General features: G+C 69.2%; 23 protein-coding genes. 13 read left to right on the top strand and 10 right to left on the bottom strand.

What is annotated here, in order from left to right:
* Positions 1-16: 16 nt before the first annotated feature.
* The 3 genes from AB0N61_RS16510 to AB0N61_RS16500 form a co-directional block, all read right to left on the bottom strand.
* Positions 17-1,564, bottom strand: a complete 1,548-nt coding sequence (locus AB0N61_RS16510; protein ID WP_363365441.1) for a sugar ABC transporter ATP-binding protein — start codon at positions 1,562-1,564, stop codon at positions 17-19.
* Positions 1,561-2,580 (bottom strand): LacI family DNA-binding transcriptional regulator, encoded by a 1,020-nt coding sequence (locus AB0N61_RS16505; protein WP_363365440.1) that lies wholly within the window; start codon positions 2,578-2,580, stop codon positions 1,561-1,563. Before AB0N61_RS16505 ends, AB0N61_RS16510 begins: the two co-directional genes overlap by 4 nt.
* Positions 2,581-2,720: 140 nt before the next feature.
* On the bottom strand, positions 2,721-3,980 hold the full coding sequence (locus AB0N61_RS16500) for a D-arabinono-1,4-lactone oxidase (protein WP_363365439.1): 1,260 nt from the start codon (positions 3,978-3,980) through the stop codon (positions 2,721-2,723).
* 38 nt (positions 3,981-4,018) lie between these two features.
* On the opposite strand from AB0N61_RS16500, the gene AB0N61_RS16495 reads away from it, so the two are divergent.
* From AB0N61_RS16495 to AB0N61_RS16475, 5 genes are all read left to right on the top strand, one after another.
* Positions 4,019-5,065, top strand: coding sequence for a LacI family DNA-binding transcriptional regulator (locus tag AB0N61_RS16495; RefSeq protein ID WP_363365438.1), 1,047 nt, complete (start codon positions 4,019-4,021; stop codon positions 5,063-5,065).
* A gap of 166 nt (positions 5,066-5,231) precedes the next feature.
* Positions 5,232-6,569: an extracellular solute-binding protein gene (locus tag AB0N61_RS16490; RefSeq protein WP_363365437.1), complete on the top strand. Its 1,338-nt coding sequence runs from the start codon at positions 5,232-5,234 to the stop codon at positions 6,567-6,569.
* Positions 6,566-7,522, top strand: coding sequence for a sugar ABC transporter permease (locus AB0N61_RS16485; protein ID WP_363365436.1), 957 nt, complete (start codon positions 6,566-6,568; stop codon positions 7,520-7,522). The genes AB0N61_RS16490 and AB0N61_RS16485 overlap by 4 nt, the downstream gene beginning before the upstream one ends.
* A complete protein-coding gene (locus AB0N61_RS16480; RefSeq protein ID WP_167948391.1) occupies positions 7,522-8,436 on the top strand; it encodes a carbohydrate ABC transporter permease in 915 nt (304 codons plus the stop codon). Before AB0N61_RS16485 ends, AB0N61_RS16480 begins: the two co-directional genes overlap by 1 nt.
* Before the next feature lie 37 nt (positions 8,437-8,473).
* Positions 8,474-9,997, top strand: a complete 1,524-nt coding sequence (locus tag AB0N61_RS16475) for an alpha-N-arabinofuranosidase (RefSeq protein ID WP_363365435.1) — start codon at positions 8,474-8,476, stop codon at positions 9,995-9,997.
* A 62-nt stretch (positions 9,998-10,059) separates the two neighbouring features.
* Here the strand turns inward: AB0N61_RS16475 and AB0N61_RS16470 are convergent, their stop codons facing one another.
* Both AB0N61_RS16470 and AB0N61_RS16465 read right to left on the bottom strand, forming a co-directional pair.
* Positions 10,060-11,553, bottom strand: coding sequence for an MFS transporter (locus AB0N61_RS16470; RefSeq protein ID WP_167948389.1), 1,494 nt, complete (start codon positions 11,551-11,553; stop codon positions 10,060-10,062).
* A gap of 218 nt (positions 11,554-11,771) precedes the next feature.
* Positions 11,772-13,934 carry a hypothetical protein gene (locus tag AB0N61_RS16465; protein WP_363365434.1) on the bottom strand — a complete coding sequence of 721 codons (2,163 nt, stop codon included), beginning with the start codon at positions 13,932-13,934 and terminating at the stop codon, positions 11,772-11,774.
* 304 nt (positions 13,935-14,238) lie between these two features.
* Here AB0N61_RS16465 and AB0N61_RS16460 point away from each other — a divergent pair, with 304 nt between their 5' ends.
* Positions 14,239-14,670, top strand: a complete 432-nt coding sequence (locus AB0N61_RS16460) for an META domain-containing protein (protein WP_363365433.1) — start codon at positions 14,239-14,241, stop codon at positions 14,668-14,670.
* 96 nt (positions 14,671-14,766) lie between these two features.
* Here the strand turns inward: AB0N61_RS16460 and AB0N61_RS16455 are convergent, their stop codons facing one another.
* From AB0N61_RS16455 to AB0N61_RS16435, 5 genes are all read right to left on the bottom strand, one after another.
* Positions 14,767-15,900, bottom strand: coding sequence for a bifunctional 2-methylcitrate synthase/citrate synthase (locus AB0N61_RS16455; protein WP_363365432.1), 1,134 nt, complete (start codon positions 15,898-15,900; stop codon positions 14,767-14,769).
* A 2-nt stretch (positions 15,901-15,902) separates the two neighbouring features.
* A complete protein-coding gene (gene prpB, locus AB0N61_RS16450; RefSeq protein ID WP_363365431.1) occupies positions 15,903-16,805 on the bottom strand; it encodes a methylisocitrate lyase in 903 nt (300 codons plus the stop codon).
* Positions 16,805-18,331, bottom strand: a complete 1,527-nt coding sequence (locus tag AB0N61_RS16445; protein ID WP_363365430.1) for an MmgE/PrpD family protein — start codon at positions 18,329-18,331, stop codon at positions 16,805-16,807. Before AB0N61_RS16445 ends, prpB begins: the two co-directional genes overlap by 1 nt.
* Positions 18,328-18,996, bottom strand: coding sequence for a GntR family transcriptional regulator (locus AB0N61_RS16440; RefSeq protein WP_363365429.1), 669 nt, complete (start codon positions 18,994-18,996; stop codon positions 18,328-18,330). The genes AB0N61_RS16445 and AB0N61_RS16440 overlap by 4 nt, the downstream gene beginning before the upstream one ends.
* A gap of 73 nt (positions 18,997-19,069) precedes the next feature.
* Positions 19,070-20,050: an EamA family transporter gene (locus AB0N61_RS16435; RefSeq protein WP_363365428.1), complete on the bottom strand. Its 981-nt coding sequence runs from the start codon at positions 20,048-20,050 to the stop codon at positions 19,070-19,072.
* A 39-nt stretch (positions 20,051-20,089) separates the two neighbouring features.
* Here AB0N61_RS16435 and AB0N61_RS16430 point away from each other — a divergent pair, with 39 nt between their 5' ends.
* The 7 genes from AB0N61_RS16430 (at position 20,090) to AB0N61_RS16400 (ending at position 26,891) form a co-directional block, all read left to right on the top strand.
* On the top strand, positions 20,090-20,626 hold the full coding sequence (locus AB0N61_RS16430; RefSeq protein WP_363365427.1) for a CGNR zinc finger domain-containing protein: 537 nt from the start codon (positions 20,090-20,092) through the stop codon (positions 20,624-20,626).
* A gap of 39 nt (positions 20,627-20,665) precedes the next feature.
* Positions 20,666-21,646 (top strand): acetylxylan esterase, encoded by a 981-nt coding sequence (locus AB0N61_RS16425; RefSeq protein ID WP_363365426.1) that lies wholly within the window; start codon positions 20,666-20,668, stop codon positions 21,644-21,646.
* Positions 21,647-21,893: 247 nt separating this feature from the next.
* Positions 21,894-22,484 (top strand): glucose-6-phosphate isomerase family protein, encoded by a 591-nt coding sequence (locus AB0N61_RS16420; RefSeq protein WP_363365425.1) that lies wholly within the window; start codon positions 21,894-21,896, stop codon positions 22,482-22,484.
* Positions 22,485-22,493: 9 nt separating this feature from the next.
* Positions 22,494-23,996 carry a xylulokinase gene (xylB, locus tag AB0N61_RS16415; RefSeq protein ID WP_363365424.1) on the top strand — a complete coding sequence of 501 codons (1,503 nt, stop codon included), beginning with the start codon at positions 22,494-22,496 and terminating at the stop codon, positions 23,994-23,996.
* A complete protein-coding gene (locus tag AB0N61_RS16410) occupies positions 23,996-24,952 on the top strand; it encodes a phosphoglycerate dehydrogenase (protein WP_363365423.1) in 957 nt (318 codons plus the stop codon). The genes xylB and AB0N61_RS16410 overlap by 1 nt, the downstream gene beginning before the upstream one ends.
* Before the next feature lie 11 nt (positions 24,953-24,963).
* On the top strand, positions 24,964-25,920 hold the full coding sequence (locus AB0N61_RS16405; protein WP_363365422.1) for a shikimate dehydrogenase: 957 nt from the start codon (positions 24,964-24,966) through the stop codon (positions 25,918-25,920).
* Entirely contained in the window at positions 25,920-26,891 is a 972-nt protein-coding gene (locus AB0N61_RS16400) for an aryldialkylphosphatase (protein ID WP_363365421.1), read from the top strand. Before AB0N61_RS16405 ends, AB0N61_RS16400 begins: the two co-directional genes overlap by 1 nt.
* Positions 26,892-26,905: the final 14 nt, after the last annotated feature.

Genomic DNA, 26,905 nt, shown 5'->3' with positions numbered 1-26,905 from the left:
GGGTTCTTGTTACCGATCACAGATCGATGCTGTGGCTGAGCTCGGCGGCGATCATCTCGACCACCGTGTCGACCGTGACACCGGGACCGTTGCTCAGCTCGCCGATCTTCTCGCGGTCCTTGAGCACGATGATGCGATCGCTCAGACGCACCACCTCTTCGAGCTCGGACGAGATGAAGACGACGGCCACTCCGTCTCCGGCGAGCTGGCTGATCCGGCGCTGCACGTCGATCTTCGCCGCGATGTCGATCCCGCGGGTGGGCTCGTCGAGGATCAGCACGTGCGGACGCACGGCCAGCGCACGGGCGAGCAGCACCTTCTGCTGGGTTCCCCCCGACAGCAGCCCGACCGGGCGGTCGAGGTCGGCGGCGTCGAGATGCAGAGCCTCGACGTAGGTCTCGACCAGACTCCGCGACTCGGCGTGCGAGAGCGGCCGAGTCCACCCGCGCAGCGCCTGCAGCGAGAGGATGATGTTCTCTCGCGCCGTGAGTTCGCCGATGATGCCCTGGGTCCCCCGGTTCTCGGCCGACAGTGCGATCCGGTGCCGCAGCGCCGCCGACGGGCTCCGCAGCTGCACCCGTTCGCCGTCGACCCACAGTTCTCCGGTGTCGACGCGGGCCGAGCCGCTGAGCAGCGACGCGAGCTCGGTGCGCCCCGAGCCCCGCAGCCCCGCGAGTCCCACGATCTCCCCGCGCTGGATCTCGACGTCCATCTGCTCGAGCTCGCCGCGTCGACCGACCCCGGATGCCTGCATCGCCGGCTCCCCGTCGTATGCGTAGTGATGGGCCTTGCGTTCCGAGCCGAGCGCCCGCAGGCTGTCGATGTCCTTGCCGAGCATCTTCGAGATCAGGTCGGCGCGGTCGAGGTCGCGCGTCGCGAATTCGCCGACCCGCCGCCCGTTGCGCAGAACGGTCATGCGGTCGCTGATCGCGAACGCCTGCTCGAGGAAGTGCGAGATGAACAGGATCGCGACCCCTCGTTGCCGCAGGCCGCGGATGACCCGCATCAGCGTCGCGACCTCGGCGACGTCGAGGCTCGACGTGGGTTCGTCGAGCACGAGCACCCTCGGCTCGTCGACGACGGCGCGCGCGAGGGCGACCAGCTGCTTCTGCGCGGGAGTGAGCAGCGACAGCGGCGTCTTCGGGTCGAGGCCGTCGAGCCCGAGCCTGGCGAGCGCCTCGGCGGCATCCGTCCTCGTCCTGCGCCAGTCGATGCCGAACCGACCCCGCCGCTCTCTTCCGAGCATCACGTTCTCCGCGACGCTGAGGTTGGGGCTCAGCTGGGTCTCCTGGAACACCGTCGCGATCCCCGCCGCTCGACTGTCGGCCACTCCGGAGAACCGCCGCCGCTCGCCGTCGACGAGCACCGCCCCCTCCTCGGGCACGAGCGTGCCGGTGATCACCGCGACGAGGGTCGATTTGCCCGCGGCGTTCTCGCCCATGACGGCGTGCACCTCGCCGGGGAACAGCCGGAAGTCGACGCTGTCGAGCGCACGCACGCCGGGGAAGTCGACCGTGATGCCCTCGAGCCGCACGACAGGCTCGGGACCACGGTCGGGCGTCATCGCACCTCCCGGGGTGCGGCCGACGACCCGCGGGCGACCAGCTCGGTCGGGATCCGGGTGAGCGCGGGTATGTCGCGTCCCTCGATCGCCGCGCGCAGCATCTCGACCACCGCGACGCCCAGTGCCCCGAAGTCCTGGCGCACCGTCGTGAGCGGCGGGATGAAGTGCCGCGCCAACGGGATGTCGTCGAACCCGACCACGCTCAGATCCCGCGGCACCTCGAAGCCCCGGTCGTGCAGGCCATGGATCAGCCCCATCGCCATGTCGTCGTTCGCGGCGAAGATCGCCGTGTAGTCCGGCAGCCGGGTGAGTCCCTTGGCGAAGTCGTAGGCGAAGTCGGCCGACCAGTCGCCGACCACGATGGGCCGCTCACGGATGCCCCACGACTTGGCCCTCGAATGGAAGGCGCGCTCCCGCGCCCTCGCGTCGAGCCAGTCGAGCGGCCCCGAGAGGTGCAGGATGTCGCGGTGCCCGAGCGCGACGAGGTGATCGACCACCGACGTCGTGCCCGCATGCTGGTCGATCGACACCGTGAGGAAGGTCGGGTCGGCGTCGGCCTTGACCACGAGCATGGGCACGGTGATCGCGATGCGGCGCAGAGCCGCCACCGACGACGAGCGGGGCGCGATGACGCACAGTGCATCGACGCCCTGCGTGACGAGGTTGTCGACGGCCTGCTGCGGCGACAGCGGGTCGCCCTCGTGCAGCGCGATGGGGGTGACGGAGTATCCGGTGGCACGCGCCGAGAGCTCGACGGCTCGCAGGATGCTTGTCGGACCGTGCGCCACCGCGCTCTCGACGATCACGCCGATGCGCCGGGTGCGCTGCGTGGCGAGAGCCCTCGCGACGAGATTCGGGCGGTAGTCGAGCTCTTCGATCGCCTCGAGCACGCGGCGCTTCGTGTCGGGCTTGATGTTCGGGTGATCGTTGAGGACCCGCGAGACCGTCATGTGCGAGACGCCCGCGATGGTCGCGACCTGACGGATGTTGGGCTTGTCCGAACCGACGTTCGCCATGCACACCTCCGTCGCCGCTTTCGAATCGCGCACCTGGCAGATTTCGCGGCCCGGAATCTGCCAAGTGCGCGATTCGAAAAGCCTCGGTGAATGTTACCGAGAACAACAGAGAGGCTGCAATGGATCGCCGCGTCGTCGCGCTACAGCCCGAGGCGCTCCAGGAACGGGTTCACCAGGCGGCGCTCGGGGTCGAACCGTGACGCGAGGGCGGCGAAATCGTCCCAGCGCGCGTAACGCGAGCGCACCTCGGCGGCATCGAGCGTGAACACCTTGCCCCAGTGCGGGCGGGCCGTCTCGGGCAGCGCAGCCTCGAGTGTCGGCAGGAACTCGCGCACCGCCGCCTCGTCGGGCTTCCAGGTGAAGTGGATGCCCACGGCATCCGTGCCCTGCGACGAGCTGAGCCATAGATCGTCCGCGGCGACCGTGCGGATCTCGTTCACGAGCAGCAGCGGGGCGATCTGCCCGGCGAGCGTTCGCACCGCCTGGATGGCGGCGACCGCATCGGCGCGGGGCACCAGGTACTCGCTCTGGATCTCGGCGCCGGCCGAGGGGGTGAACTCCAGCTTGAAGTGCGCGAGGCGTTCGAACCACGGCCCCGGCACCCCGAGCTGCTCGGTGCACGCCACCGGATCGACGCCGATGATCGGATGCCGCTTCGCAGTCGCCGGCTCTGCTCCGAGTCGGGCGAAGAGGTCGGCCCGGGTGTTCTCGCGCGCCTCCGGCTGCCGCTGCTTGACCCAGATCTGGTCGGCGAGATCAGTGTGCTCCCACCGCGAGAAGATGCTGACGCTCGTGCCGATGCTCGTCACCTCGTCGAAGTCGGCGAGGATCGCATCCCAGGACGGATGCTCGAACACATGCTGGGCGACCTCATACGCGGGCTCGACGTCGAGCGTCACGTCGACGACCGCTCCGAGTGCGCCGAGGCTGACGACCGCACCGTCGAAGTCGTCGTCTCCGCGAGCGAGCGTGCGGGCCTCCCCCGCCGGAGTGATGATCGTCAGCGCGCGCACGGCGGAGGCCAGCGATCCGGTCGCATCGCCGGATCCGTGCGTTCCGGTCGCGACGGCACCCGCGATCGAGATGTGCGGCAGCGAGGCGAGGTTCGCGAGTGCGAGCCCCTCGGCCTCGAGCAGCGGAGCGAGATCGCCGTACCGCAGACCACCCGACACGCGCACGGCATCTCGGGACCCGTTCACCTCGAACACCACCGGCATCCGGTCGAGGGCGATGAGCACCCCGTCGGTGTCGGCGATGTCGTTGAAGCAGTGTCGCGATCCCAGGATGCGCACGGCTCCGCCCCGGGCGAGCACCTCGCGCAGCTCATCCGTCGAGCGCGGATGCTCGACAGCGGATGCGCGGTAGGTGAGGTTGCCGGCCCAGTTGCGTTCGATGGTCATCGGGCCATAGTAGCCACGGCCATGGATAGGCTGACCGGATGACAGCGATGCCGCCGCCGCGCGCGACGATGAAGGACGTCGCCGCACTCGCGGGCGTCTCGCCCAAGACGGTCTCGAACGTCGTCACCGGCACGGTCGCCGTTCGCGAGGAGACCAGGCTCAGGGTCGAGTCCGCGATGGTCGAGCTCGACTTCGTGCCCAACCTCAACGCCCGCGGGCTCCGCAAGGGCCGTTCGGGAATCATCGCCGTGGCCCTGCCCGACCTCGCGACCGCGTTCTCGGCCGAGCTGATGCACCGCATCGTCGACGCGGCGCACGATCGGGGCCTCGCCGTGCAGATCGAGGAGACCGCGACCGACCCCGAACGCGAGCGGGAGCTCGTCTCGCGCGCTCGTGCGCACCTGGTCGACGGACTGATCCTGAATCCCATCCGCCTCGAAGACAGCGTCCTGAAGTACGCCGACCGGCTGCCACCGCTCGTCGTGCTCGGCGAGGTCGAGCAGAATCGGGCCGATCACGTGCGCATCGACAGTCGCCGAGCGGCGGCGGATGTCACCCGGCACGTGCTGTCTCGGGGAGCGACCCGCATCGCGGTGATCGGCGCCGATGACGACCCGTCGGTCGCGACCGCGACGGGTCGCCTGCGGCTCGAGGGTGTGCATGACGCGCTGCGAGAAGTGGGCATCGACCGCGACAGAGCGCTCGAGATCAACCCGATGCCGTGGGCGATGACGGGTGGCGCGGATGCCGTCGAGACGCTGCTCCGACGGCGGGTGCCCTTCGATGCGATCATCGCCTTCACCGACTCTCTGGCGCTCGGCGCACTGCACGCCCTGCACGATCACGGCATCCGCGTTCCCGAGGACGTGATCGTGACCGGTTTCGACGATGTCGAGTTCTCGCGCTACACGTCGCCGTCGCTCACGACCATCGCCTTCGACCGGCGGGCGTTCGCCGATGCCGCCCTCAGCCTGCTCGAGTCGCGCATGGACGACCGCACCGCCCCACCCCGGGCGCTCACCCTCTCGCACCACCTGCTCGAACGCGACAGCACACAGGGCACCCCGCGCGGCTACCGCCCCTGAGGGCCCGCTCCCCTCTCCTTTCTCCTTTCGAATCGCGCACTGTGCAGTTTCCGGGGGCGGGAAACTGCAAAGTGCGCGATTCGAAAGCCAGGGGAAACCTTGCCGTTTCGATTACATCGATGTAATGATGTACCCCGACCCCGCCCGCTGTCACGAAGGAGTGACGATGACGCCCCCGCTCGATATGTCCAGACGGCAGTTCCTGACCGCCGCCTCCGTCACGGCCGCCGCAGCGCTGCTCGCCGGCTGTGCACCCGGCACCGTTCCGGGATCGAACACCACCACCCTCCAGTTCTGGCATCTGCTCTCGGGTGGCGACGGCGTCACCATGTCGCAGCTGCTCGACACCGCCAACGGGGCGCAGAGCGCGTACCGCATCCGTCCCACTGTTCTCGCGTGGGGCACTCCGTACTACACCAAGCTCGCCATGGCCGGCGCGGGCGGCCGGGCCCCCGACGTCGCGATCATGCACGCCACGCGCACGGTCGGCTGGGCGCCCGGCGGCCTGCTCGACCCGTGGGACCTCGACCGGCTCGCAGATCTCGGCGTGGACGCCTCGACGTTCCCGAAGCCCATCTGGGAGAAGGGTTTCGTCGGCGAGAACATGTACAGCGTCGCACTCGACGCGCATCCGTTCGTCGCGATGTTCAACACCGACATCTGCGATGCCGCCGGCGTGCTCGACAGCGACGGTCGCCTCCTCGAGACGTCGTCTCCGGAGGAGTTCCTCGACCAGCTGCGCACCATCGGCGGTCAGGCCGAGGGCCACGCTCTCTCCTACGGCTACCTCGGCGACGGGGCGCAGATGTGGCGCCTCTTCTATACGTTCTACTCGCAGCACGGTGCCCCGATGGAGCTCCCGAGCGGCGGCACGGCCGTGATCGACAAGGATGCCGCGGTCGAGTCCCTCACGCTCATGCGCACCCTGCTCGACGGCGAGATCGCGCTCGCGCAGGCCGACTACGGCAGCGCGGTCGCCGAGTTCGCGACCGGCAAGAGCGGGATGCTGTTCACCGGCGTCTGGGAGCTGCGCACCATGCAGGCGGCCGAGCTCCCGTTCGACGCGACCATGATCCCGACTCTCTACGGCACGCCCGCCGTCTATGCGGACTCGCACTCGTTCGTCCTGCCGCATCAGACCAATGCCGACGAGAAGAAGCGCGACCTGACCTATCAGTTCGTCGCCGACATGCTGAAGGGGTCGTTCGGATGGGCGGAGGCCGGGCACATCCCCGCCTTCCTGCCGGTGACCGAGTCTCCCGAGTACGACGACCTGATCCCCCAGGCGCACTACGCCGAGGCCGCGCAGCACGTCGTCTACGATCCCACCGCGTGGTTCACCGGGTCGGGATCCAACTTCCAAGCCGAGTTCGGCGCCGCCGTCCAGGGCGTGCTGCTCTCGGGTGACGACCCCGCGGCGGCGGTGGATCGCTTCGAAGCCCGCGTCAACGCGCTGCTGCGCCAACCCAACCCGGCCGACCCCGAGGGGACGTTCGCATCATGAGCATCTCGACCGCCCCCACGGACTCCACCCGCACGATCGTCACCGGCTCGCGCAGCACGTCGCGCGGCCGCCGCGCCGGCTCACGCAATCGCGAACAGCTGATCAGCTGGGCATTCCTGGCCCCGTTCCTCGTCGCCTTCGCGCTGTTCCTGGTCTGGCCGATCATCCACGGCATCATCCTCAGCTTCACCGACCAGTCGCTCACCGGTGCCGGCGGATCGTTCGTCGGCTTCGCCAACTACGCCGAGGCCCTCGCCGACCCGAAGATGTGGCAGTCGATGGGCAACACGGTGTGGTTCACCCTCATCTCCACCGTGCCGCTCGTCGTGATCGCCCTGCTGATGGCGGCGCTGGTCGACCGAGGAATCCCGGGGCAGTGGCTCTGGCGACTGTCGTTCTTCATGCCGTTCCTGCTCGCCTCGACCGTGATCTCGCAGATCTGGGTGTGGATCTTCAACCCGCAGGTGGGTGCAGCCAACAACATCCTCGTGTTCTTCGGTCTCGAGCCGATCGCGTGGCTGCAGAACCCCGACACCAACATGCTGTCGATCGTCGTCGCCACCGTGTGGTGGACGGTCGGGTTCAACTTCCTGCTCTACCTCGCCGCGATGCAGAACATCCCGCCGCAGCAGTACGAGGCGGCGGCGCTCGATGGAGCGGGAGCCTGGCGGCAGTTCTGGTCGATCACGCTTCCGCAGCTGGGCCCGGCGACCGTGCTGATCCTGATCCTGCAGATCCTGGCATCGCTGAAGCTCTTCGATCAGGCGTACCAGATGCTCGGCGGCGTCGCGAGCGACACCACCCGCTCGATCGTCCAGTACATCTACGAGGCAGGCTTCGTCAGCTACCGATTCGGCTACTCCGCCGCGATCTCCTATGTGTTCTTCGCTCTCATCGTCATCATCGGCGTCGCGCAGGCTCTGATCATGCGCCGCCGGAAGGAGCAGCTGTGATGTCTTCCACCGCCACCGCCACCCGCACTGAAACCATCACCACGACACAGGCCCGCGGCCCGCGGCGCTCTCACCTCCCGGGCCAGAAGCCCTTCGGTCCGCTCCGCATCGCCGCCTTCGTCGTCCTCCTCCTGCTCGCGGTCGGCTGGCTGCTGCCGTTCCTCTGGGCGGTCGCGACCGCCTTCAAGACAGAGACGGATGCCGCGTCGGGCGACCCGAACTGGATCGGCGCGAGCGGGCCGACCATCGAGGCGTTCACCGCGATCCTGTCGCAGGGCAATGTCTACACCTGGGCGTTCAACAGCCTTCTCACGTCGGTCGCGATCACGGTGATCACCCTCGCGATCTCGGCGATGGCCGCGTATGCGCTGTCGCGTCTCGACTTCACCGGGCGCAAGTGGCTGTTCGGAGTGATCATCGCCTCGATCGTCGTTCCGCCGCAGGCGCTGATCATCCCGCTGTTCTACGAGATGCTGGCGTTCAACCTCATCGACACGTACTGGGGCCTGATCCTGCCGCAGGTCGTCGCACCGGCGATGGTGTTCATCCTCAAGCGCTTCTTCGACGCCGTGCCGATCGAACTCGAGGACGCGGCGAGGGTCGACGGCGCCGGGCGGTTCCGCATCTTCTGGTCGATTGTGCTGCCGCTCTCGCGGCCGATCCTCGCATCCGTCGCGATCTTCGTGTTCATCGCCGCGTGGAACAACTTCCTCTGGCCGTTCCTCGTCATCAACGACACCACGCTGATGACGCTTCCGGTCGGACTCCAGACGGTCATCAGCGCCTACGGCGTGCAGTATGCGCAGGTCATGGCGCAGGCCGTGCTGGCCGCACTGCCGCTGATCATCGTGTTCATCATCTTCCAGAAGCAGATCGTCAAGGGCGTCGCGACCAGCGGCTTCGGCGGTCAGTAGTCCCCACCAACCCGGCATCCGCCGATCAAGGAGAGCAATGAGCAAGGCCCGCATCACCATCGACCGCGACTTCACCATCGCCGACGTCCCCCGGAGGCTCTTCGGCTCGTTCGTCGAGCACATGGGGCGCTGCGTCTACACCGGCATCTATGAGCCCGGGCACCCGCAGGCCGACGAGCGCGGCTTCCGTCAGGACGTCCTCGCCCTGGTGAAGGAGATGGGCCCGACCGTGGTCCGCTACCCCGGAGGCAACTTCGTCTCGGGCTACCGCTGGGAAGACGGGGTCGGCCCGGTCGAGGACCGCCCCGTGCGCATCGACGGCGCCTGGCACACGATCGAGACCAACGCCTTCGGCCTGCACGAGTTCATGGACTGGGCGAAGGAGGCCGACGTCGAGGTCATGGAGGCCATCAACCTCGGCACCCGTGGCGTCGAAGAGGCCCGCTCGCTCGTCGAGTACGCCAACCACCCGGGCGGCACGTACTGGTCTGACCTTCGCCGCAAGAACGGCGCCGAGCAGCCCTTCGACATCAAGCTGTGGTGCCTGGGCAACGAGCTCGACGGCCCGTGGCAGATCGGCGGCAAGACCGCGACCGAGTACGGGCGTCTGGCGCAGGAGTCGGCCAAGGCCATGAAGCTCGTCGACCCGACGATCGAGCTCGTCGCGGTCGGCTCGTCCGGCCGCTCGATGCCGACGTTCGGCACCTGGGAGCACACCGTGCTCACCCACGCCTACGACGAGGTCGACTTCATCTCGATGCACGCCTACTACCAGGAGCACGACGGCGACGCCGAGTCGTTCCTCGCGGAGTCGGTCGACATGGATGCGTTCATCGACGGCGTGATCGCCACGATCGACGCGGTGAAGGCCGCGGGCAAGCACTCGAAGCAGGTCGACATCTCGTTCGACGAGTGGAACGTGTGGGACCAGGTGAAGTTCAACGACGTCGAGTCGGTCGAGATCGCGAAGGCCGGGTGGAAGAAGCATCCGCGTCTGATCGAAGACACCTACAACGTGACGGATGCGGTGGTCGTGGGCACGCTGCTCAACAGCCTGCTCCGCCACGGCGACCGCGTGAAGATCGCCAACCAGGCGCAGCTCGTGAACGTGATCGCTCCGATCCGCTCGGAGGAGAACGGCCCGGCCTGGCGTCAGACGAGCTTCTGGCCCTTCGAGCGCATGGCCCGCCTGGCGAAGGGTCGCATCCTGCGCCTCGCGGTGTCGGCCCCGCAGATCGAGACCAAGCGCTACGGCGGTGTCGACGCGGTCGATGCCGCAGCGACCTGGGACGAGGAGAGCGGACGCGTCGTGGTGTTCGTCGCGAACCGGTCGCTCGACGAGGAGAGCGACCTGACGGTCGAGCTGCGCGGCCTCACCGGTCTGCGCGTCGTGAACGCCGAGACGCTGACGATCCCCGAGGGCGGCGACCGCCACACCGCCAACCTCGAGACCACGCAGGATGCCGTGCACATGGTGCCGCTCGCGGGCGCCGAGGTCGTCGACGGCCAGGTGCGTGCGACGCTGCCGCCGCTGTCGTGGTCGGTGATCGAGCTGGCGTGATCGCCTGACTTGACGATGCCCGGGTCCTCGGAGGACCCGGGCATCTCTGCGGGTGCAGCGGGTCAGGACGACGCGCGTTCCGCGGGGTCGGGCGTCACGGGCTTGTCTCCGGGTTCGACGAGCGAGAGCGGGTCGGCGATGTCCTCCAGGGACTTCCCGGCCGCGCTCACCCCGAAGATCCCGCAGACGACCCCGCCGAAGATCATCACCCCCGAGCCGAGCACATAGCCCCAGAAGAGCGGTCCGCGGTCACCGGTCTCGGCACTCGCGCCGATCAGCGAGCCGTAGAGCACGGGAGCGATGGCTCCGACGAGCTGCCCGATCGAGAAGACGTACGAGATGACCTGGCTGCGCAGCTCGAGCGGGAAGATCTCGCTCACAGTCAGATAGGCCGCCGAGGCGCCTGCGGAGGCGAAGAAGAACGACGCGCACCAGAACGCCGTGTGCGTCGCGGCGTTGAGGACTCCCGCATTGAAGAGGAACGCGCTGACGAGCAGGATGCTGCCGGCGAGCACGTAGGTGGCGAACAGCATCCGTCGCCGACCCCACGTGTCGAAGAAGTGCCCCAGCAGGAGGGCACCGGCGAGATTGCCCACCGCGAAGATGATGAAGTACTGCGAGGCCGAGGCCGGGGGCGTGTCGTAGAAGTTCTCGAGCACCAGCGCGTAGGTGAAGAAGATGGCGTTGTAGAGGAACGACTGGGTCACCATCATGGTGATCCCGACCAGGGTGCGCCGCGGGTACTTCTTGAACAGCACCTTCACGATCACGAGGAACGGGACGCGACCGTACTCCTTGACCGTGATCGCCTTGCTCTCGTCGACGGGAGGGATCGTCTTGCCCTCCTTGCGGATGCGCTCCTCGATCGCGTCGACGTTGCGCTCGGCGGCATCCTCCCGCCCGTGCGTCATCTCCCAGCGCGGGCTCTCGGGGATGTGCCGGCGCAGCCAGATGATCAGCAGGCCGAGCACGGGACCCAGGAAGAAGCTGAGCCGCCACCCGATGTCGGCGGGGAGGATGTCGGTGTTGAGGAAGAAGAGGTTCGCGACCGCGCCGAGCGCCGCGCCACCCCAGTAGGTGCCGTTGATCGCGATGTCGACGCGGCCACGGTACTTGGCGGGGATGATCTCATCGATCGCCGAGTTGATGGCGGCGTACTCGCCGCCGATCCCGGCTCCGGCCACGAAGCGCCAGATGTAGAAGAACCAGGGAGCGAAGGCGAGACCGGCGACGGCCGACCCGATCAGGTAGATCGCGAGAGACAGGATGAAGAGCTTCTTGCGGCCGAGCTTGTCGGTCAGGCGTCCGAACACGAGCGCGCCGAACACCTGGCCGAGCAGATAGCAGGTGCCCGCGAGGCCGACCTCGGCCGGACCCATCCCCAGCGTGGCGGCATAGCCGTTCGCGGCGACGATCTGCACTTCGAGGCCGTCGAGGATCCATGAGAACCCGAGTCCGACGACGATCATCCAGTGGAACCTCGACCACGGCAGACGGTCCATGCGCGCGGGGACGAGCGACCGGACCTCCCTGACGGGAGAATCGGATGCGGACATGGAGCCTCCTTCTCGCGGGGGCGCGTGTGCCCCGCAACAGTGATACTCCTCGGGCCGCCGTCTGCGCATCCGCTTGACCGCGACGCGCTCCGAGCGCTAATGCCCCTGAACCGGCATCCTGCAGACGCGAAGAAGCCCGGTATCGATCGATACCGGGCTTCTCAGCGATCGGGTTCACGGCCGAGGCCGGTCACTCCGTCAGATCGTGTTCAGCGAGATCAGCTCTGGACCTGCTGGCGACGACGGACGACCAGCAGCAGTCCGCCCGACAGCAGAGCGAGCGCGATGGCTCCGGCCGTCAGCGGCACGAGCATGTCGGCACCCGTCGCTGCGAGCCCACCGTCACCGGGTGCGGCTGCGCCACCCTCGCCCGGGGCGGCTCCGCCACCACCGGCGACCGGTGCGGCGAGGACAGCGAACGACAGGTCGGTCGGGGTCGACGAGACGCCGTCGACGGCCTGCGTGGCCGAGACCGTGTAGGTGCCCGACTCGAGAGCCGCACCGAAGTCGACGCTCCAGGCACCGTCCTCGACCGTGGCCGTGAAGGTGCCGCTCGCCGCGGCGAACGCGCCCGCGAGGGCTGCCGTGTTGGCCGAGACCGGCTCGGCGCCGTTGAGCGTGACCGTCACGGTCGCTCCGTCGATGCCCGAACCCGCGAGCCCGGAAGGACCGCCGTTGTGGGCGAACTCCGCGCCGTTGGCGACCGAGGTCACGGCCGGCGAGGCGGGGCGGACGGCGAACGTCGAGGTGGCCTCGGGCGAGACCTCATCCACGCCGTCGATCGTGCGGGTCTGCGTCACGACGACGCTGTAGTCCTCGTTCGCGAATCCGAGGTCCAGTCCGTCGACGGTCCAGGAACCGTCTGCGGCGACCTCGGTCGTTCCCAGCACGTCGTCGGTCTCGGCGTCGGTCACCGTGATGGCGGTGGTCGGCAGGCCGGTGCCGCTGATCGCGGTGACGGTGTCGTTGACGGTCGAGCCGTCAGCCGGTGACGTGATCACCGGTGCGACGAGCGGCGCAGGAACCACGGTCACGTCGATCGAGACGGTCTCGGAGGAGCTGAAGCCGGTGCGTGCGCGAACCGAGACGGTGTGCTCACCGAGCTCGACGGGGCCCACGACCGAGAACGCGCCGTCGACGACATCGACGGTCTGGTCGGCGCCGAAGCCGCTGACCGTGACCTTCTCAGCGCCGGAGACCGTGCCGGTGATGGCCGTTCCCGGCTGCACCTCGGCTCCGTCGGCGGGGCTCGTGATGACCGGTGCGTCGAGGTCGAGCGCGACCTGGTAGCCACCCGTCTTGGGCAGAGCGGTCACGAGCGAAGCCGCCCAGGTGAACTGCTCCTGGGTGGCGGTCGCCTCCGTGCCACCGCTGATGAGGCCGACGGCCGCGTTGCCCTGGATGACCGCGCCACCCGAGTCGCCGGGCGCGGCGGGCGTGTTGCTCGAGAAGCCCTGCACCCAGTGACCGTCGATGTTCGCCCAGCCGTCGAGAACGTCGTCGCTGGCGACCACGCCGGTGGTGAAGCCGGTCGTACGACCGCTCTTCGAGACCTCGCCGACCGCCGGAGCGGCGACGGACTTGATCGCGATGACGCCGTCGGCGAGCGAGCTCAGCGACTCGCCGGCCGTGCTCCAGTCGGTGACCGCGGGAACAGGGTTCCAGCCCGCGGACTCGTCGATGTCGATGACCGAGATGTCGGTCGCGGTGGTGTCGCCGTTCGAGCCGAGCCCGCCGTCGCCGCCGCCGAACTGGGCGAAGCCGAACGTGCCGAGCAGGTCGATGGTGGCGGGCAGCTGCACCTGGCTGCTCCCGGCTGCGTCTTCGCTGCTGGGGACGGTCAGTGTCGTGTCGGTGAGGCGCTCGTCGTTCGCGCCGAATGCGCAGTGGCCGGCGCTCAGGAGCGCAGGGTCACCCTCGGGCGTGAAGGCGGCGAAGCCGATGGAGCACGACCATGCCGCGCTGCCGGGCTCGTTGGCGAGGAATCCGTCGAGGTCGGGGGCGACCGACAGGTAGCCCTGTCCGCCGACGACGTCGCCCTCATCGAATGCCGAGAGCGCGGTGTCGACCTTCACGACGGATGCGTCAGGGAAGCCCTCGGATGCCGCGATCTGGGCGATCTCGGAGTCCGCAGCCGCGCTGTCCGCAGTCACGACGACGACATTGCCGCCATCAGCGGTCTGACCGACGGCGACCATGTCGGTGCCGACCTTGTCGAGTTCCGCCTGAGTCTTGAGCACCTCGACAGGAGCATCCTGTCCGGATGAATCTGCGGAGTCCTCCGCGAACGCCGCGGGCGCTCCGAGGAAGAGCCCCGACAGGGCGAGCGTGGTGGCGGCCGTCAGCGCCAGTGGGCGGCGGCCTGTCACTCTGTGCGTCATGTGATGTATGTCCTTGCTGGTCACGGATCGTCAGTCAGTTTCATCGTCGGCAGTGTGCGTTGCACACAGAACCGTTCGCCCCGGGTGGAAGCGTGAACTGCGACGCTGGCCCCCCGACAAGCAGGATCCAGTCCGTCGAGACGAACAGGGATCTCATGCAGAGTACCCAGTAAATCCACAGAATGGGGAAATTGTTTACCAGAATTTCGCTTCTTGACCTGGACCTATCGTTTGCGATACGGGGGCCGTTGACCCCGCTGGCCAGCGGATTGCGTTCGCAGACGACACCGTTACCATGGCCAGCATGAGCACCCAGCGCAGCCCACGCACCCTCGTCGGCCTCGCGATCCTGGGAGCCGTCGCCGTGATGGGCGCGGCGTGCGCCAGCGGCGGTCCGAGCAGCGCGCCGACGTCGAGCGCCGAACCGAACGGCGACGACAGCGCCATCGTCGAGAAGCTCGTCGGAGTGTGGGGAGAGGATGCCCCGGGTCAGCCGCACCTCGAGTTCACGGCCGGGGGCGAGGTGCACGGAAGCGACGGCTGCAACGGCGTCACCACGACCTACTCGGTGAACGGCGACCGCGTCGACCTCGCCCGATTCGCTTCGACGCTGAAGGCGTGCCCCGGAGTCGACGACTGGATGCGGGGCGTGCGCGCGGTCGAGATCGACGGCGATGTCCTCGTGATCAAGGACGCGTCCGGCACCGAGCTGGGCACCCTCCCGCGCGCCAGCTGACCCCCAAGACACCATTCGAATCGCGCACTTCGCAGTTCCGGTTGCGGTTTTTCTGCAAAGTGCGCGATTCGAACGAGCGGCGAGTCGAGCCGTCCCTCAGTTCTCGATGTGGCGCTCGTCGACGCCGTCGTAGAACGACAGCGGACGGATGAGCGCGTTCGCGCCGGCCTGTTCGATCACGTGCGCCGTCCACCCGGTCACCCGCGCTGCGACGAACAGCGGCGTGAAGGTCAGCGTGTCGAAGCCGATCAGGTTGTAGGCCGGCCCAGACGGGTAGTCGAGGTTGGGGTAGATGCCCTTGCGCGCGACGAACTCCGACTCCAGTGCGTCGTACAGCGCGGCCACCTCGGGCTTGTCGTAGTGCTCGACGAGCGTGTCGAGCGCGGCCTTCATCGTCGGCACACGCGAATCGCCGCTCTTGTAGACGCGGTGCCCGAAGCCCATGATCTTGCGCTTCTCGGCGAGGGCCGCATCCAGCCACGGCACCACGTTCGAGGCGTCGCCGATCTCGTCGAAGATGTGCAGCACGGCCTCATTGGCACCGCCGTGCAGCGGCCCCTTGAGCGCTCCGATCGCGCCCACCACGGCCGAGTACAGGTCGCTCAGCGTCGACGTGATGACGCGGGCCGTGAAGGTCGAGGCGTTGAACGAGTGCTCGGCATAGAGGATCATCGAGCGGTTGAAGGCGTCGACTACGACCGGATCGGGTTCCTCGCCGAACGTCATCCAGAGGAAGTTCGCCGAGTAGTCGAGGTCGTCGCGCGGTGCGATCAGCTCCTGCCCGCGGCGACGGCGCTGGCCGTAGGCGACGATCGCGGGAAGAGAGGCGAACAGACGGATGCTGCGCTCGAGGTTCTCCTCCGGGCTGCCGCCGGCATTCAGCACCGAGCCGCCCGCGTTCGGGTCCGACGCGCCGATCAGGCTGACCGCGGTGCGCACCTCGTCCATCGGGTGCGCCTCGAGAGGAACCAGGTCGATCGCCGTCTTCACGTTGTCGGCCAGCGCGCGGTGCTCGCGCTCGGTCTCCCGCAGGGCCGCCAGCTGATCGGCCGTAGGCAGTTCGCCATGCCAGAGCAGGTAGGCGACCGCCTCGAAGGGCTGCGTCGCCGCCAGCTCCTGCACGGGGTAGCCACGATAGAGCAGGCTGTTGGTCTCGGGGTTGACCTTCGAGATCGCGGTCGTGTCGACGACGACCCCGGCGAGGCCCTTCTTGATGTCCGGCTCGGTCATGCTCACTCCTTCGTGACGGTGAAGCCTGCGACGCCCGAGTCGAACTCCTTGTAGGACTCGTAGTCGATCAGGTCGTAGAGATCGGCACGGTGCTGCATCTCACCGAGCTTCGCGGTGAGGTGCCCCTCCTCGTTCAGAGTATCGAGCGCACGGCCGGCCGCGCCCATCGCGATGCGCAGCAGCGACACGGGCCAGATGACCATGTTCACTCCGGCGTCGCGCAGCTGGTCGACCGAGAACAGATCGCTCTTGCCGAACTCGGTCATGTTGGCCAGGATCGGCACGTCGAGGGCGTTCGCCATCGCCTCGAACTCGCCGAGGGTGCGCATCGCCTCGGGGAACACGGCATCCGCTCCGGCATCCACCAGCGCCTTGGCGCGGTCGATCGCGGAGTCCAGGCCCTCGATGGCCCGGATGTCGGTGCGCGCCATGATGAGGAAGTTCTCATCGCGGCGGGCATCGGCGGCGGCGCGGATGCGACGGATCGCGGTACTCTCGTCGACGACGCTCTTGCCGTCGAGGTGGCCGCAGCGCTTCGGGTTGATCTGGTCCTCGATGTGCGTGCCGGCGAGCCCCGCGTCCTCGAGCTCCTGGATCGTGCGGGCGACGTTCATCGGCTCGCCGAAGCCGGTGTCGGCGTCGACGATCGCGGGGATGTCGGTCATGCGCGCGATCTGCTTCGCGCGACCGGCGACCTCGGTGAGCGTGGTGAGCCCGATGTCGGGCACGCCGAGGTCAGCCGAGAGCACGGCACCCGAGATGTAGACCCCGTCGAAGCCCTTCTGCTCGATCAGGCGGGCGCTCAGCGGATTGAACGCGCCGGGGAAGCGCAGCAGCTCGCCGCTCGCGAGGCGTTCGCGGAACAGGCGGCGCTTCTCGGCCGGGGTGACGTGCGAGTACAGCATCAGAACAGGCCCTTCGGCGCGTCGGCGCTCTCGAGCAGGCCGGGCTTCGCGATGATCGACAGCTCGCCCACCTCGGCGGCCGTGAGCTCGGGCAGACGCTGCACGAGCTCGAGGAAGCGCTCGATCTCGGCGGGCTCGAGCACGGGCTCGGCCAGCAGCCGGAACTTCGCGATGTAGTTCTCACGGGCGAACGGACGGGCGCCCAGCGGATGCGCGTCGGCGACGGCGATCTCGTCCATCACGGTGGTGCCGTCGGTGAGACGGAACTCGACGCGACCGCCGAACGCCTTCACATCGGGGTCTTCGGAGTGGTAGCGGCGCGTCCACTCGGCATCCTCGGCCGTGGTGATCTTGTGCCACAGGGCGACGGTGTCTGCGCGTCCGGCGCGCTCGGGGGTGTACGAGTCGACGTGGTGCCAGCCGCCGTCCTGCAGCGCGACCGCGAAGATGTACGGGATCGAGTGGTCGAGCGTCTCACGCGATGCCGTCGGGTCGTACTTCTGCGGGTCGTTGGCACCCGAGCCGATCACGTAGTGCGTGTGGTGGCTGGTGTGCAGCACGATCGACTCGATGTTCGCGGGGTCGCGCAGCGCCGGGTTCTCGATGCCGAGCTTGCGGGCGAGGTCGATCCACGCCTGCGCCTGGTATTCGGCAGAGTGCTCCTTCGTGTACGAGTCGAGGATCGCCCGCTTCGCCTCGCCGGCAGCCGGCAAGGGCACCTCGTATGCGGCATCCTTGCCGTCGAGCATCCACGCGATCACGCCGTCTTCGCCCTCGTAGATCGGGGCCGGACTCGTCTGGCCGCGCATGGCCCGGTCGACCGCTTCGACGGCGAGCTTGCCGGCGAATGCGGGGGCGTGGGCCTTCCAGGTCGAGATCTCGCCCTTGCGGCTCTGACGCGTGGCGGTGGTGGTGTGCAGCGCCTGGCCGACAGCCTGGTAGATCGTCTCGACATCGAGCCCGAGCAGGGTGCCGATGCCGGCGGCTGCCGACGGGCCGAGGTGCGCGACGTGGTCGATCTTGTGCTTGTGCAGGCAGATCGCGCGCACGAGGTCCATCTGGATCTCGTAGCCCGTGGCGATGCCGCGCAGCAGCGCGCGACCGTCGGCCTGCACGTGCTGGGCGACCGCGAGGATCGGCGGGATGTTGTCGCCAGGGTGCGAGTACTCCGCCGCGAGGAACGTGTCGTGGTAGTCCAGCTCGCGCACGGCCACGCCGTTGGCCCAGGCCGCCCACTCGGGGCTGGTGCGGTTGTCGAGAGCTGCGCCGAACACGGTGGCGCCGATGCCGCCGGTCGAGACGGGGTGGCTGAACGCCTGGGCGCGGGCAGCGTTGATGGGCCCGCGGGTGAGGGATGCCGCGGCGACCGACGCGTTGTCGATGATGCGGTTGATGATCATGTCGGTGACGCCCTGCTCGACCTCGACGGGGTCGGCGGCGACCTCGGCGATCTTCCAGGCGAGCTGGTCTTCACGGGCGAGGTTCTCGTCGCTGCGGTGGACGCGGACGTGGTGGGTGACGGTCATTTCACACCTTCGGGGTTGGCGGTCAGGGAGTCGAGGATGCCGGTGAGCGCGTTGTGCAGGTGCACATGCGTGGCGTGGGCGGCGAGCTCGCCGTCGCGTGCGCCCAGGGCGGCGGCGATCGTGCGGTGCTCGGCGGCTGAGGCGGCGAGGCGGTCGGGCTTGTCGCGGGCCATGCGGCGCACTCGCACCAGGTGGGTGCGCACGGTGCGCAGCGCCGAGGCGATGTAGTCGTTGTCGACGGCCGCGTCCAGGGCGGCGTCGAAGCGGGCGATGAGCGCGTAGTAGGCGTCGCGCCCCTCGACGGCGTCGAGGTCGACGTGCGCGAACTCGTCGGCGAGCGCGGAGAAGAGCGCGGCATCGCCCCGCTGGGCGGCGAGTCGGGCGGAGGTCTCCTCCAGCGCACGGCGGATCTCGAACAGCGCGCGGATGTCGTCGGCATCCAGGTCTGCGACCACCGTGACCCGAGGCGACTGCTGCACGACGAGCCCGTCGGCGGCGAGTCGGCGCAGCGCCTCACGCATCGGGGTGCGGCTGACGCCGAGGCGCGCGGCCTGCTCGACCTCGCCGAGCACGAAGCCGGCGGGGAGGGCGCCCGACTGGATCTCGTCCAACAGCGCTGCGTGGGCTCGGTCGCTCGCCGTGATGCGATCGGCGACGGAACTCATTCCCTCAGTGTATACATAAATCCGGATCGGAGCGCTCTGGAATTACTAAAGGCCGCTTCACGTATACATTGGTCTACCGCTGGGACAGCGTCGCGGCATCCGGCACGGGCTCGACGAATTCGGCAGGACGCGGCTCGCCCAGCTTCACCACGACGACGCCGACCAGCACGAGCGCTCCTCCGAGAGCCTGCAGCAGGTCAGGCAGCTGACCGAGCAGGAGCCAGCCGAAGAGGAGCGCGGCGACGACCTCCGAGAGAGCCACGAACGATGCGAGGCGCGAGCCCAGCATCCGCGTCGAGGCGATGCCGAGCACATAGGCGAGGGCCGTCGCGATCAGACCGATCGCGAGCACCGGCACGAACCACGGCACGGTGCCGAAGCGGTAGGCGATGTCGTCGGTCGTCCAGGCGATGGGCAGGATGCCGACGCCTCCGGCGACCGTGAGCGCGACCGCGCCGAGCAGCAGTCCTCCCCCGGCGAGTGCGATCGGCGGCAGCCCCGTGTCAGCCTTGGCCGAGAGCAGGAAGTATGTCGCGGCGCCGACCATGGCGGCGAGCGCCCAGAGGATTCCGGCGACGTTGACCTCGGCACCCGTGATGATGTCGAGCATCAGCACGAGTCCGACGAACGCGATGGCGGCGCCGATCACGCTGCGCCGACTCGGGCGTTCACCGCGCCGCAGCCAGAGCCAGAGGATGACGGCGATCGGCGCGGTGTACTCGATGAGCAGGGCGAGGCCGACGTCCATCACGGCGACGGCCTGGAAGTAGCAGAGCTGCGTGGCCGTGACGGCGAGCAGGCCGTAGGCGGCGACCATGCCGGCGTTCTTGCGGAGCACTCCCCACCGCCCGCGCAGAGACAGGACGGCAGGCACGAGCAGCACGAGCGCGGCGACCCAGACCCGTACGGTCACGGCCGCGCCGGGCGTCCACCCCGCGTCGATGAGCCCCCGAGCCCACGCTCCCGACATGCCGAACGCGAAGGCTGCGCCGATCGCTAGCGGCAGACCGAACCGCACGCCGTGCGCCCCGCTGTCATTTGCGACTGTGCTCATGACAGGTGACGCTACTCGCGCAGGATGTAAGGTGTCAACATGAACTTCACCGATGACACCGAAGAGGCGCTGCGTTCGGCCGTCTGGCTGGTGAACTCGGCGGAGGATCCGCAGACGCTCGAGACGCTCGCCGACTACGAGGCCTTCCTGTCGGACTTCCCCTATTCCGGGCGCCTCGACCGCGACGACGCCGAGCTCACGTCGCTGCGCGAGATCCGTCCGCGCCTGCGCAGCATGCTCATCGCGCCCCGAGACGAGATGGTCGAGCACGTCAACTCCGCGCTCGCCGAAGCACATCTGTCGCCGCGGCTGGTCCGACACGACGGCGCGGACTGGCATCTGCACGCCGTCGCCGACGAGCGCCCCCTCGCCGAGCGCGTGCTGATCGAGACCGCGATGGCGCTGATCGACGTCATCCGCGCAGACGAGGGATCGCGCATCACGATCTGCGCCGACGACACGTGCGAGGCCCTCGCCCTCGACCTCTCCCGCAACCGGTCGAAGCGCTACTGCTCGACGGCCTGCACCAATCGCAATGCGGTGGCGGCCTATCGAGCCCGCCGCGCGAGCACCTGACCGGCGCCTCCGATGCGGATTCGGTAGCGTCGTCTCGCCATGACCTTCCCCTCTCCCTACGACACCTGGTTCCCCGACGCAGAGTTCGATGGCAGCTACGGCCACACCCTCGCGACTCTGCGCGAGGTCGCGCCGGTTCCCGCGCCCGCCGACTTCGCCGCCCGATGGCAGGAGTGGAGAGATCACGCGAAGACGGTGGATGCCGCGCCCACCGAGCTCTCGGCGGAGATCGTCGACGGTCGGCGCGTGTCGATCGTCGAGCATACGGGCGCCGACGGCATCCGTCTGCGGGCGTGGGTGGTCGAGTCCGTCACCACGCCGGCGCGGGTCGGTGTCGTGCACAGCCACGGCTACGGCGGACGGGATGCGATCGATCTCGCTCGGGTTCCCGATGATGCGGTGGCGATCTTCCCTGTGGCTCGCGGCCTCACGACGCTGAACAGGGGCGTCGGCGCACCCGAGCAGCCACTCGAGCACGTGATCTCGGGCATCGACGACCCCGAGCACTACGCGCTGGGGCTGTGCGCTCGCGATCTCTGGCTCGCCGCAGATGCTCTCGAGACGCTCGTCGGTCCCCTTCCGCTCTACTACGTGGGCGAGAGCTTCGGCGGAGGGATCGGCGCCCTCGCCCTCCCGTGGGACGACCGGTACATCGGGGCGACGCTCGTCGTGCCGAGCTTCGGGCAGTACGACGAACGACTGGCTGTGCGATGCCTGGGCAGCGGCGAGGCTGTGCGAGAGCATGTGGCGACGCATCCCGAGGCCCGCGACGCGCTGCGCTGGTTCGACGCGTCCACCGCGCTCGGGTTCGCCGACGTGCCGGTGCGGGTCGAAGCAGCCCTGTGGGACCAGTCCGTTCCGCCGCAGGGGCAGTACGCCGTCGCCAATGCGGCGCGGGTGCTCGAGCTCGCCGTGCTTCCTGCGGGGCATGCCGAGTACCCGGGGGTCGTCGCGGTGACCGCCGAGGCCATCCGCGACGGTCGAGAGCATCTCGCCCGCGTGCTGCGCGCAGCATCCTGAGCCCACTCCCCTCGCACTTCGCGCCGCTCCGTTTCCGCACCCGCCCACTCCCGTCGCACTTCGTGCCGCTCCGTCGACGTCAACGCGGCACAGACTGCGACCGGAACCGGGGACAGCGAATCCGGCGCCGCGCACGCGCGCTCCACGCGCCGCGCATCCGAGCACTGGACGCAACTTGTCATAACAGGTATGCTCAGCTTGTCATTACAGGTTGCGCAGCGCCGCAGCACCCGTACGAGGAGCACCGATGCCCCAGTTCCACACTCCCCCGATCTCGCCGATGGCGATCGCCTTCGACGCCGAGAAGCTCACGCTCTCTCCCGAGGGGCCGACGCTCACCCGGCGGATGTCCGATCTGGAGGGCCTGTTCCTCGACGCGGATGCCTGGGCCGCGTCGTCCGCCGGTGACAACCCCGTCGTCTACACCGTGGTCAGCTCGCCCGTGCCCGAGGTCGACCGCGAGCTGCCGCAGTCGATCACGACGATCATGCCGGGCGACACCTCGGGTGAGCTCTGGATGACCAAGGGTCACCAGCACCCGGACCACCAGGGCGAGATCTACCTCGCCCTGAAGGGTCGCGGCGGGCTGCTCATGTTCGACGGCGAGCGCACCGAATGGCTCGACATGCTGCCGGGCACGATCGGCTACATCCCGCCGGGGTGGGCGCACCGTTCGGTCAACACGGGCGACGAGCCCTACGCGTTCCTCGCCGTCTACCCGGGCGGCGCGGGCCATGACTACGGCTGGGTGCTCGAGCACGGGATGGGCTCGCGGGCGTATCGCGCGGGCGAGGGCGTGGACCTGCGCCCCTATTCCGCGTCCCCCTCCGCGGAATAGGCTCCGGCCATGCTGATCGCGCACGATCTCGGGACCACCGGCAACAAGGCCTCCCTGCACCACGACGACGGTCGCCTCATCACGTCGGTCACCGTTCCCTATCCGGCGCATTTCGCCGCCGGGGGCATCGCCGAGCAGGATCCGGCGGACTGGTGGGATGCCGTCGTCGCCGCCACCCGGCAGCTGCTGACCAGCGCGGCCGTCGCCCCCGAATCCATCGGAGGTCTCGTCGTGAGCGGCCAGATGATGGGCACCGTGCTGCTCGATGCGCACGGAGACCCCGTGCGCCCCGCGATCATCTGGGCCGACACGCGATCCGGCGCGCAGACCCGGTCACTCGAACAGGCGCTCGGCGCGGAGAACGCCTACCGCACGCTCGGCCACCGCCTGAACCCCACCTACTCGGTCGAGAAGATCATGTGGGTGCGCGACAACGAACCCGAGGTGTGGGCGCGCGTGCGGCACTTCTGCGTCGCCAAGGACTACATCGTCTACCGCCTCACCGGGCGCCTCGCCACCGAACGCTCCGACGCCTCGGGCACGAACGCCTACGACCAGCAGCGCGGCACGTGGTCGACCGATGTGCTCGGCGCCGCGGGACTCGACGCCGCCCTGTTCCCCGAGATCCTCGAGTCGACGACCGTCGCGGGCTCGCTCACCAACGCGGCGGCGGACGCTCTGGGACTCCCCGCCTCCGTGCGCGTCGTCATGGGCGGCGGAGACGGCCCGCTCGCCGCGGTCGGATCGGGCATCGTCGCCCCGGAGGACGGCGCCTACGTGTGCCTGGGCACCTCGTCGTGGATCTCGTTCGCGAGCCTCACCCCGCTGCACGATCCGCAGATGCGCACCATGACGTTCGACAACGTCGTGCCGGGATCCTTCGTGCCGACCGCGACCATGCAGGCCGGCGGAGCCTCGGTGCAGTGGATCGCCGAGGCGCTGTCGCCCGATCCCGCGCACCCGGACACCGCCCGGCTCACGGCCGAGGCCGCCGGCGACCTCGACACCGAAGACCTCTACTTCCTGCCCTACCTGCTCGGCGAGCGCTCGCCGCTGTGGGATCCGCACGCCCGTGGGGCGTTCGTCGGGCTCGGGCGTCATCACACCCGCGCGCACCTCACCCGCGCGGTGCTCGAGGGCGTGGCCTACAACCTGCTCACCTGCATCCAGGCCTTCCGCGAGTCGGGCGCCACGATCGACCGCATCGACGCGGTCGGCGGCGGTGCGCAGAGCGACGCGTGGCTCGGCATCCTGGCCGACGTCTGGGGCGTGCCGATCCGACGCCGCACGATCGTCGAGGAGGCCAACAGCCTCGGAGCAGCGGTGACCGGCGCCGTGGGCCTCGGTCTTGCGGATTTCTCGGCGGCGCGGGCGCTCAGCGAGGTGACGGCGGAGTTCACTCCGGATGCCGGCCGGCACAGCGTGCACGCTCGGCGCCATGACCGCTTCGTCGACGCCTACACGGCCCTCGAGCCGTGGTTCGCCCAGGCGCCGTCCACCCGGGGCGCCTGATGGGTGTCATCCTCGCCACCAGCCGATCGTTCTCGGACGGCGACCTCGACCTCGTCGGGCGCGCGAGGGCCGCGGGCCACGAGATCGTCCGAGGTCCCGCACATCACGGCCTCACGGAGCTCGCCCCGCTGCTCGCCGCCGCCGAGGGGTGGATCGCGGGCACGGGCCCGGTGACCGACGAGCACCTCGCCGCCGCCCCCAACCTGCGGGTCGTCGCCCGCTACGGGGTCGGCACCGAAGCGGTCGATCTCGAGGCGGCGCTGCGGCGCGGCATCCCGGTGACGAACACCCCCGGAGCGAATGCGGATGCCGTCGCCGACCACGCCGTCGGGCTCATGCTCGCAGCCCTCCGGTTCATCCCCGACGGCGATCGTCGTGTGCGCGCAGGTGACTGGAGTGTGCGCCGCGGGCGGGAGCTCGGTGCCGCGACGGTCGGCATCGTGGGCTTCGGTCGCATCGGCCAGGGCGTGGCCCGACGGCTGAGCGGCTTCGGCGCGCGAGTGCTGGCGGCCGATCCGTTCCTGCCCGCCGACGTCATCGCGGGCCATGGCGCCGAGCCGGTGGGCCTCGACGAGCTGTTCCAGATCGCCGACCTCATCACCCTGCATGCTCCCGGCGGACAGACGCTCGTCGATACGGACCGGCTCGACGGCATCCGTCCGGGAACGATCCTCGTGAACACCGCCCGCCCCGATCTCGTCGACGAGGAGGCTCTCGCGCAGGCTCTGCGCGACGGACGCCTCGGCGGTTACGCCGCTGACACCCTGACCGGCGACACCGCGGCGAGCGCGAGCCCGCTGCTCGCCGACGACCTCGCCGACCGTGTGACCGTCACCCCGCATCTCGGTGCGCAGACCACGCAGGCGGTCGACAACATGGGCTCGATGTCGCTCGACGACGTCTTGGCCGTCCTCGCGGGCACCGCGCCCGCCCACCCCGTCTCTCCCCGACCCTGAAGGATCCCGCGATGACCATCACCGAGACCCCCGCGACTCCCACGACTGCCGAGACCGGCGGCTACATGGGGTTCGTCGGCGTGAGCACCGGCTCGTCGTCGATCATGAAGGTGTTCCCGACGTGGGCCGAGGTGCTGGGCCTCCCCACCCGGAACCTCGTCGGCCACGACCTGCCGATGGATGCCACGCCCGAGCAGTACGTGGGGATGGTCGAGCAGATCCGCGACGATCCGCACCACCGGGGCGCGCTCGTCACGACCCACAAGATGAACGTGTTCGCCGCGGCATCCGACCTGTTCGACGAGCTCGACCCGTTCGCCGTCTCGTGCTCCGAGATCTCGAGCATCTCGAAGCGCGGCGACCGCCTGATCGGCCGCGCCAAGGACCCCCTCACGGTCGACCTCGCGCTGAACGACTTCCTGCCGATCGATCACTTCGCCCGCACCGGGGCCGAGGTCGTGATCCTCGGGGCCGGCGGATCCGGCACCGCACTCAGCTGGGCGCTGGCCGAGCGAGCGGATGCTCCGGCACGCATCACCGTGACCGCCCGCGACGATGACAAGCTCGACCACCTGCGCGAGGTGCACCGCCAGCACGGCACCCCCGACGGCCTCATCGCCTACGTGCGCACCGACACCGTGCAGGATGGCGCCGCCATCGTCGCCGCAGCCCCGGCGGGGTCGCTGATCGTGAACGCCACGGGCCTCGGCAAGGACCGCCCCGGCTCACCTCTGCCCGACGACGTCGTGTTCCCCGAGGGCGCGTGGGTGTGGGAGTTCAACTACCGCGGGTCGCTCGAGTTCCTGCACCAGGCGCGAGCCCAGGAGGCCGCGCGCGGCCTGCACGTGATCGACGGGTGGCGGTACTTCATCCACGGCTGGTCGCAGGTCGTCGCAGACGTGTTCGAGATCGACCTCACCCCCGAGATCGTCGAGCGGCTCGCCGAGGCCGCGGAGTCGGTGCGCTGATGCCCGTCGTCCGGTCGGTGCTCGGCGACATCGACCCGGCGCAGCTCGGGGCGACGAACTATCACGAGCACCTGTTCCAGATCTCGCCGCTGCTGGCGGGCGACGAGCTCGACGACGAAGACCTCTCGGGCCAGGAGGCCGCCCTGCTCAGGGCCAGCGGCTTCGCGGCGATGGTAGACGCCACGCCCTTCGGCCTCGGGCGCGACCCCGAGGCGGTGGCACGCATCAGTGCGGGCACCGGGATGCACATCGTCGCGACGACCGGGCGACACCGGGAGGCGCACTACGGCGACGACCATCCGATGCAGGTGTGGGACGTCGAGCGCCTGACTGCCCTGTTCATCGGCGAGCTGGCCGACGGAATGGTCGTCGACGACGCCCTGGTCTTCGAGACCCCTGACGTGCCCCGGGCAGCTGCGCCCGACGGCTCGCCCGTGCGCGCCGGCCTGCTCAAGGCCGGCGTCGACTACTGGCGCATCTCGCCCTTCGAGCACACGACCCTGCTCGCCGTCGCGGCCGCTCACCGGGCGACCGGGGCTCCGGTCATGGTGCATCTGGAGTTCTGCACAGCCGCCCACGAGGTGCTCGATCTGCTCGAGGCCGACGGCGTGGCATCCGATCGCGTGGTGCTCGCACACGCCGACCGCGATCCGGACGCGGGACTGCACGCCTCCCTCGCCGAGCGCGGCGCCTACCTGGGGTACGACGGATTCGCCCGGCCGCGCACCCGATCGGATGCCGAGCTGCTCGCCCTGACCGAGAAGGCACTCTCCCTGGGGTGCGCAGACCGCATCCTGCTCGGTGGCGATGTCGCCCGCCGCACCCGCTACCTCGCATACGGCGGGATGCCGGGTCTCGCCTACCTCGGCGAGCGCTACCTGCCCCGGCTGCGGTCCGCGGTCGGCGACGACGCCGTGGAGCGGATGCTGGTCGCGAATCCCGCGCACCTGCTCACGCTCTCCGCCCGTTGACCCCGCGTCGTGTC

This window comes from Microbacterium sp. NPDC089320, from assembly GCF_040684875.1.
Classification (GTDB): domain Bacteria; phylum Actinomycetota; class Actinomycetes; order Actinomycetales; family Microbacteriaceae; genus Microbacterium.
This window is presented reverse-complemented; position numbering and strand designations above follow the sequence as displayed.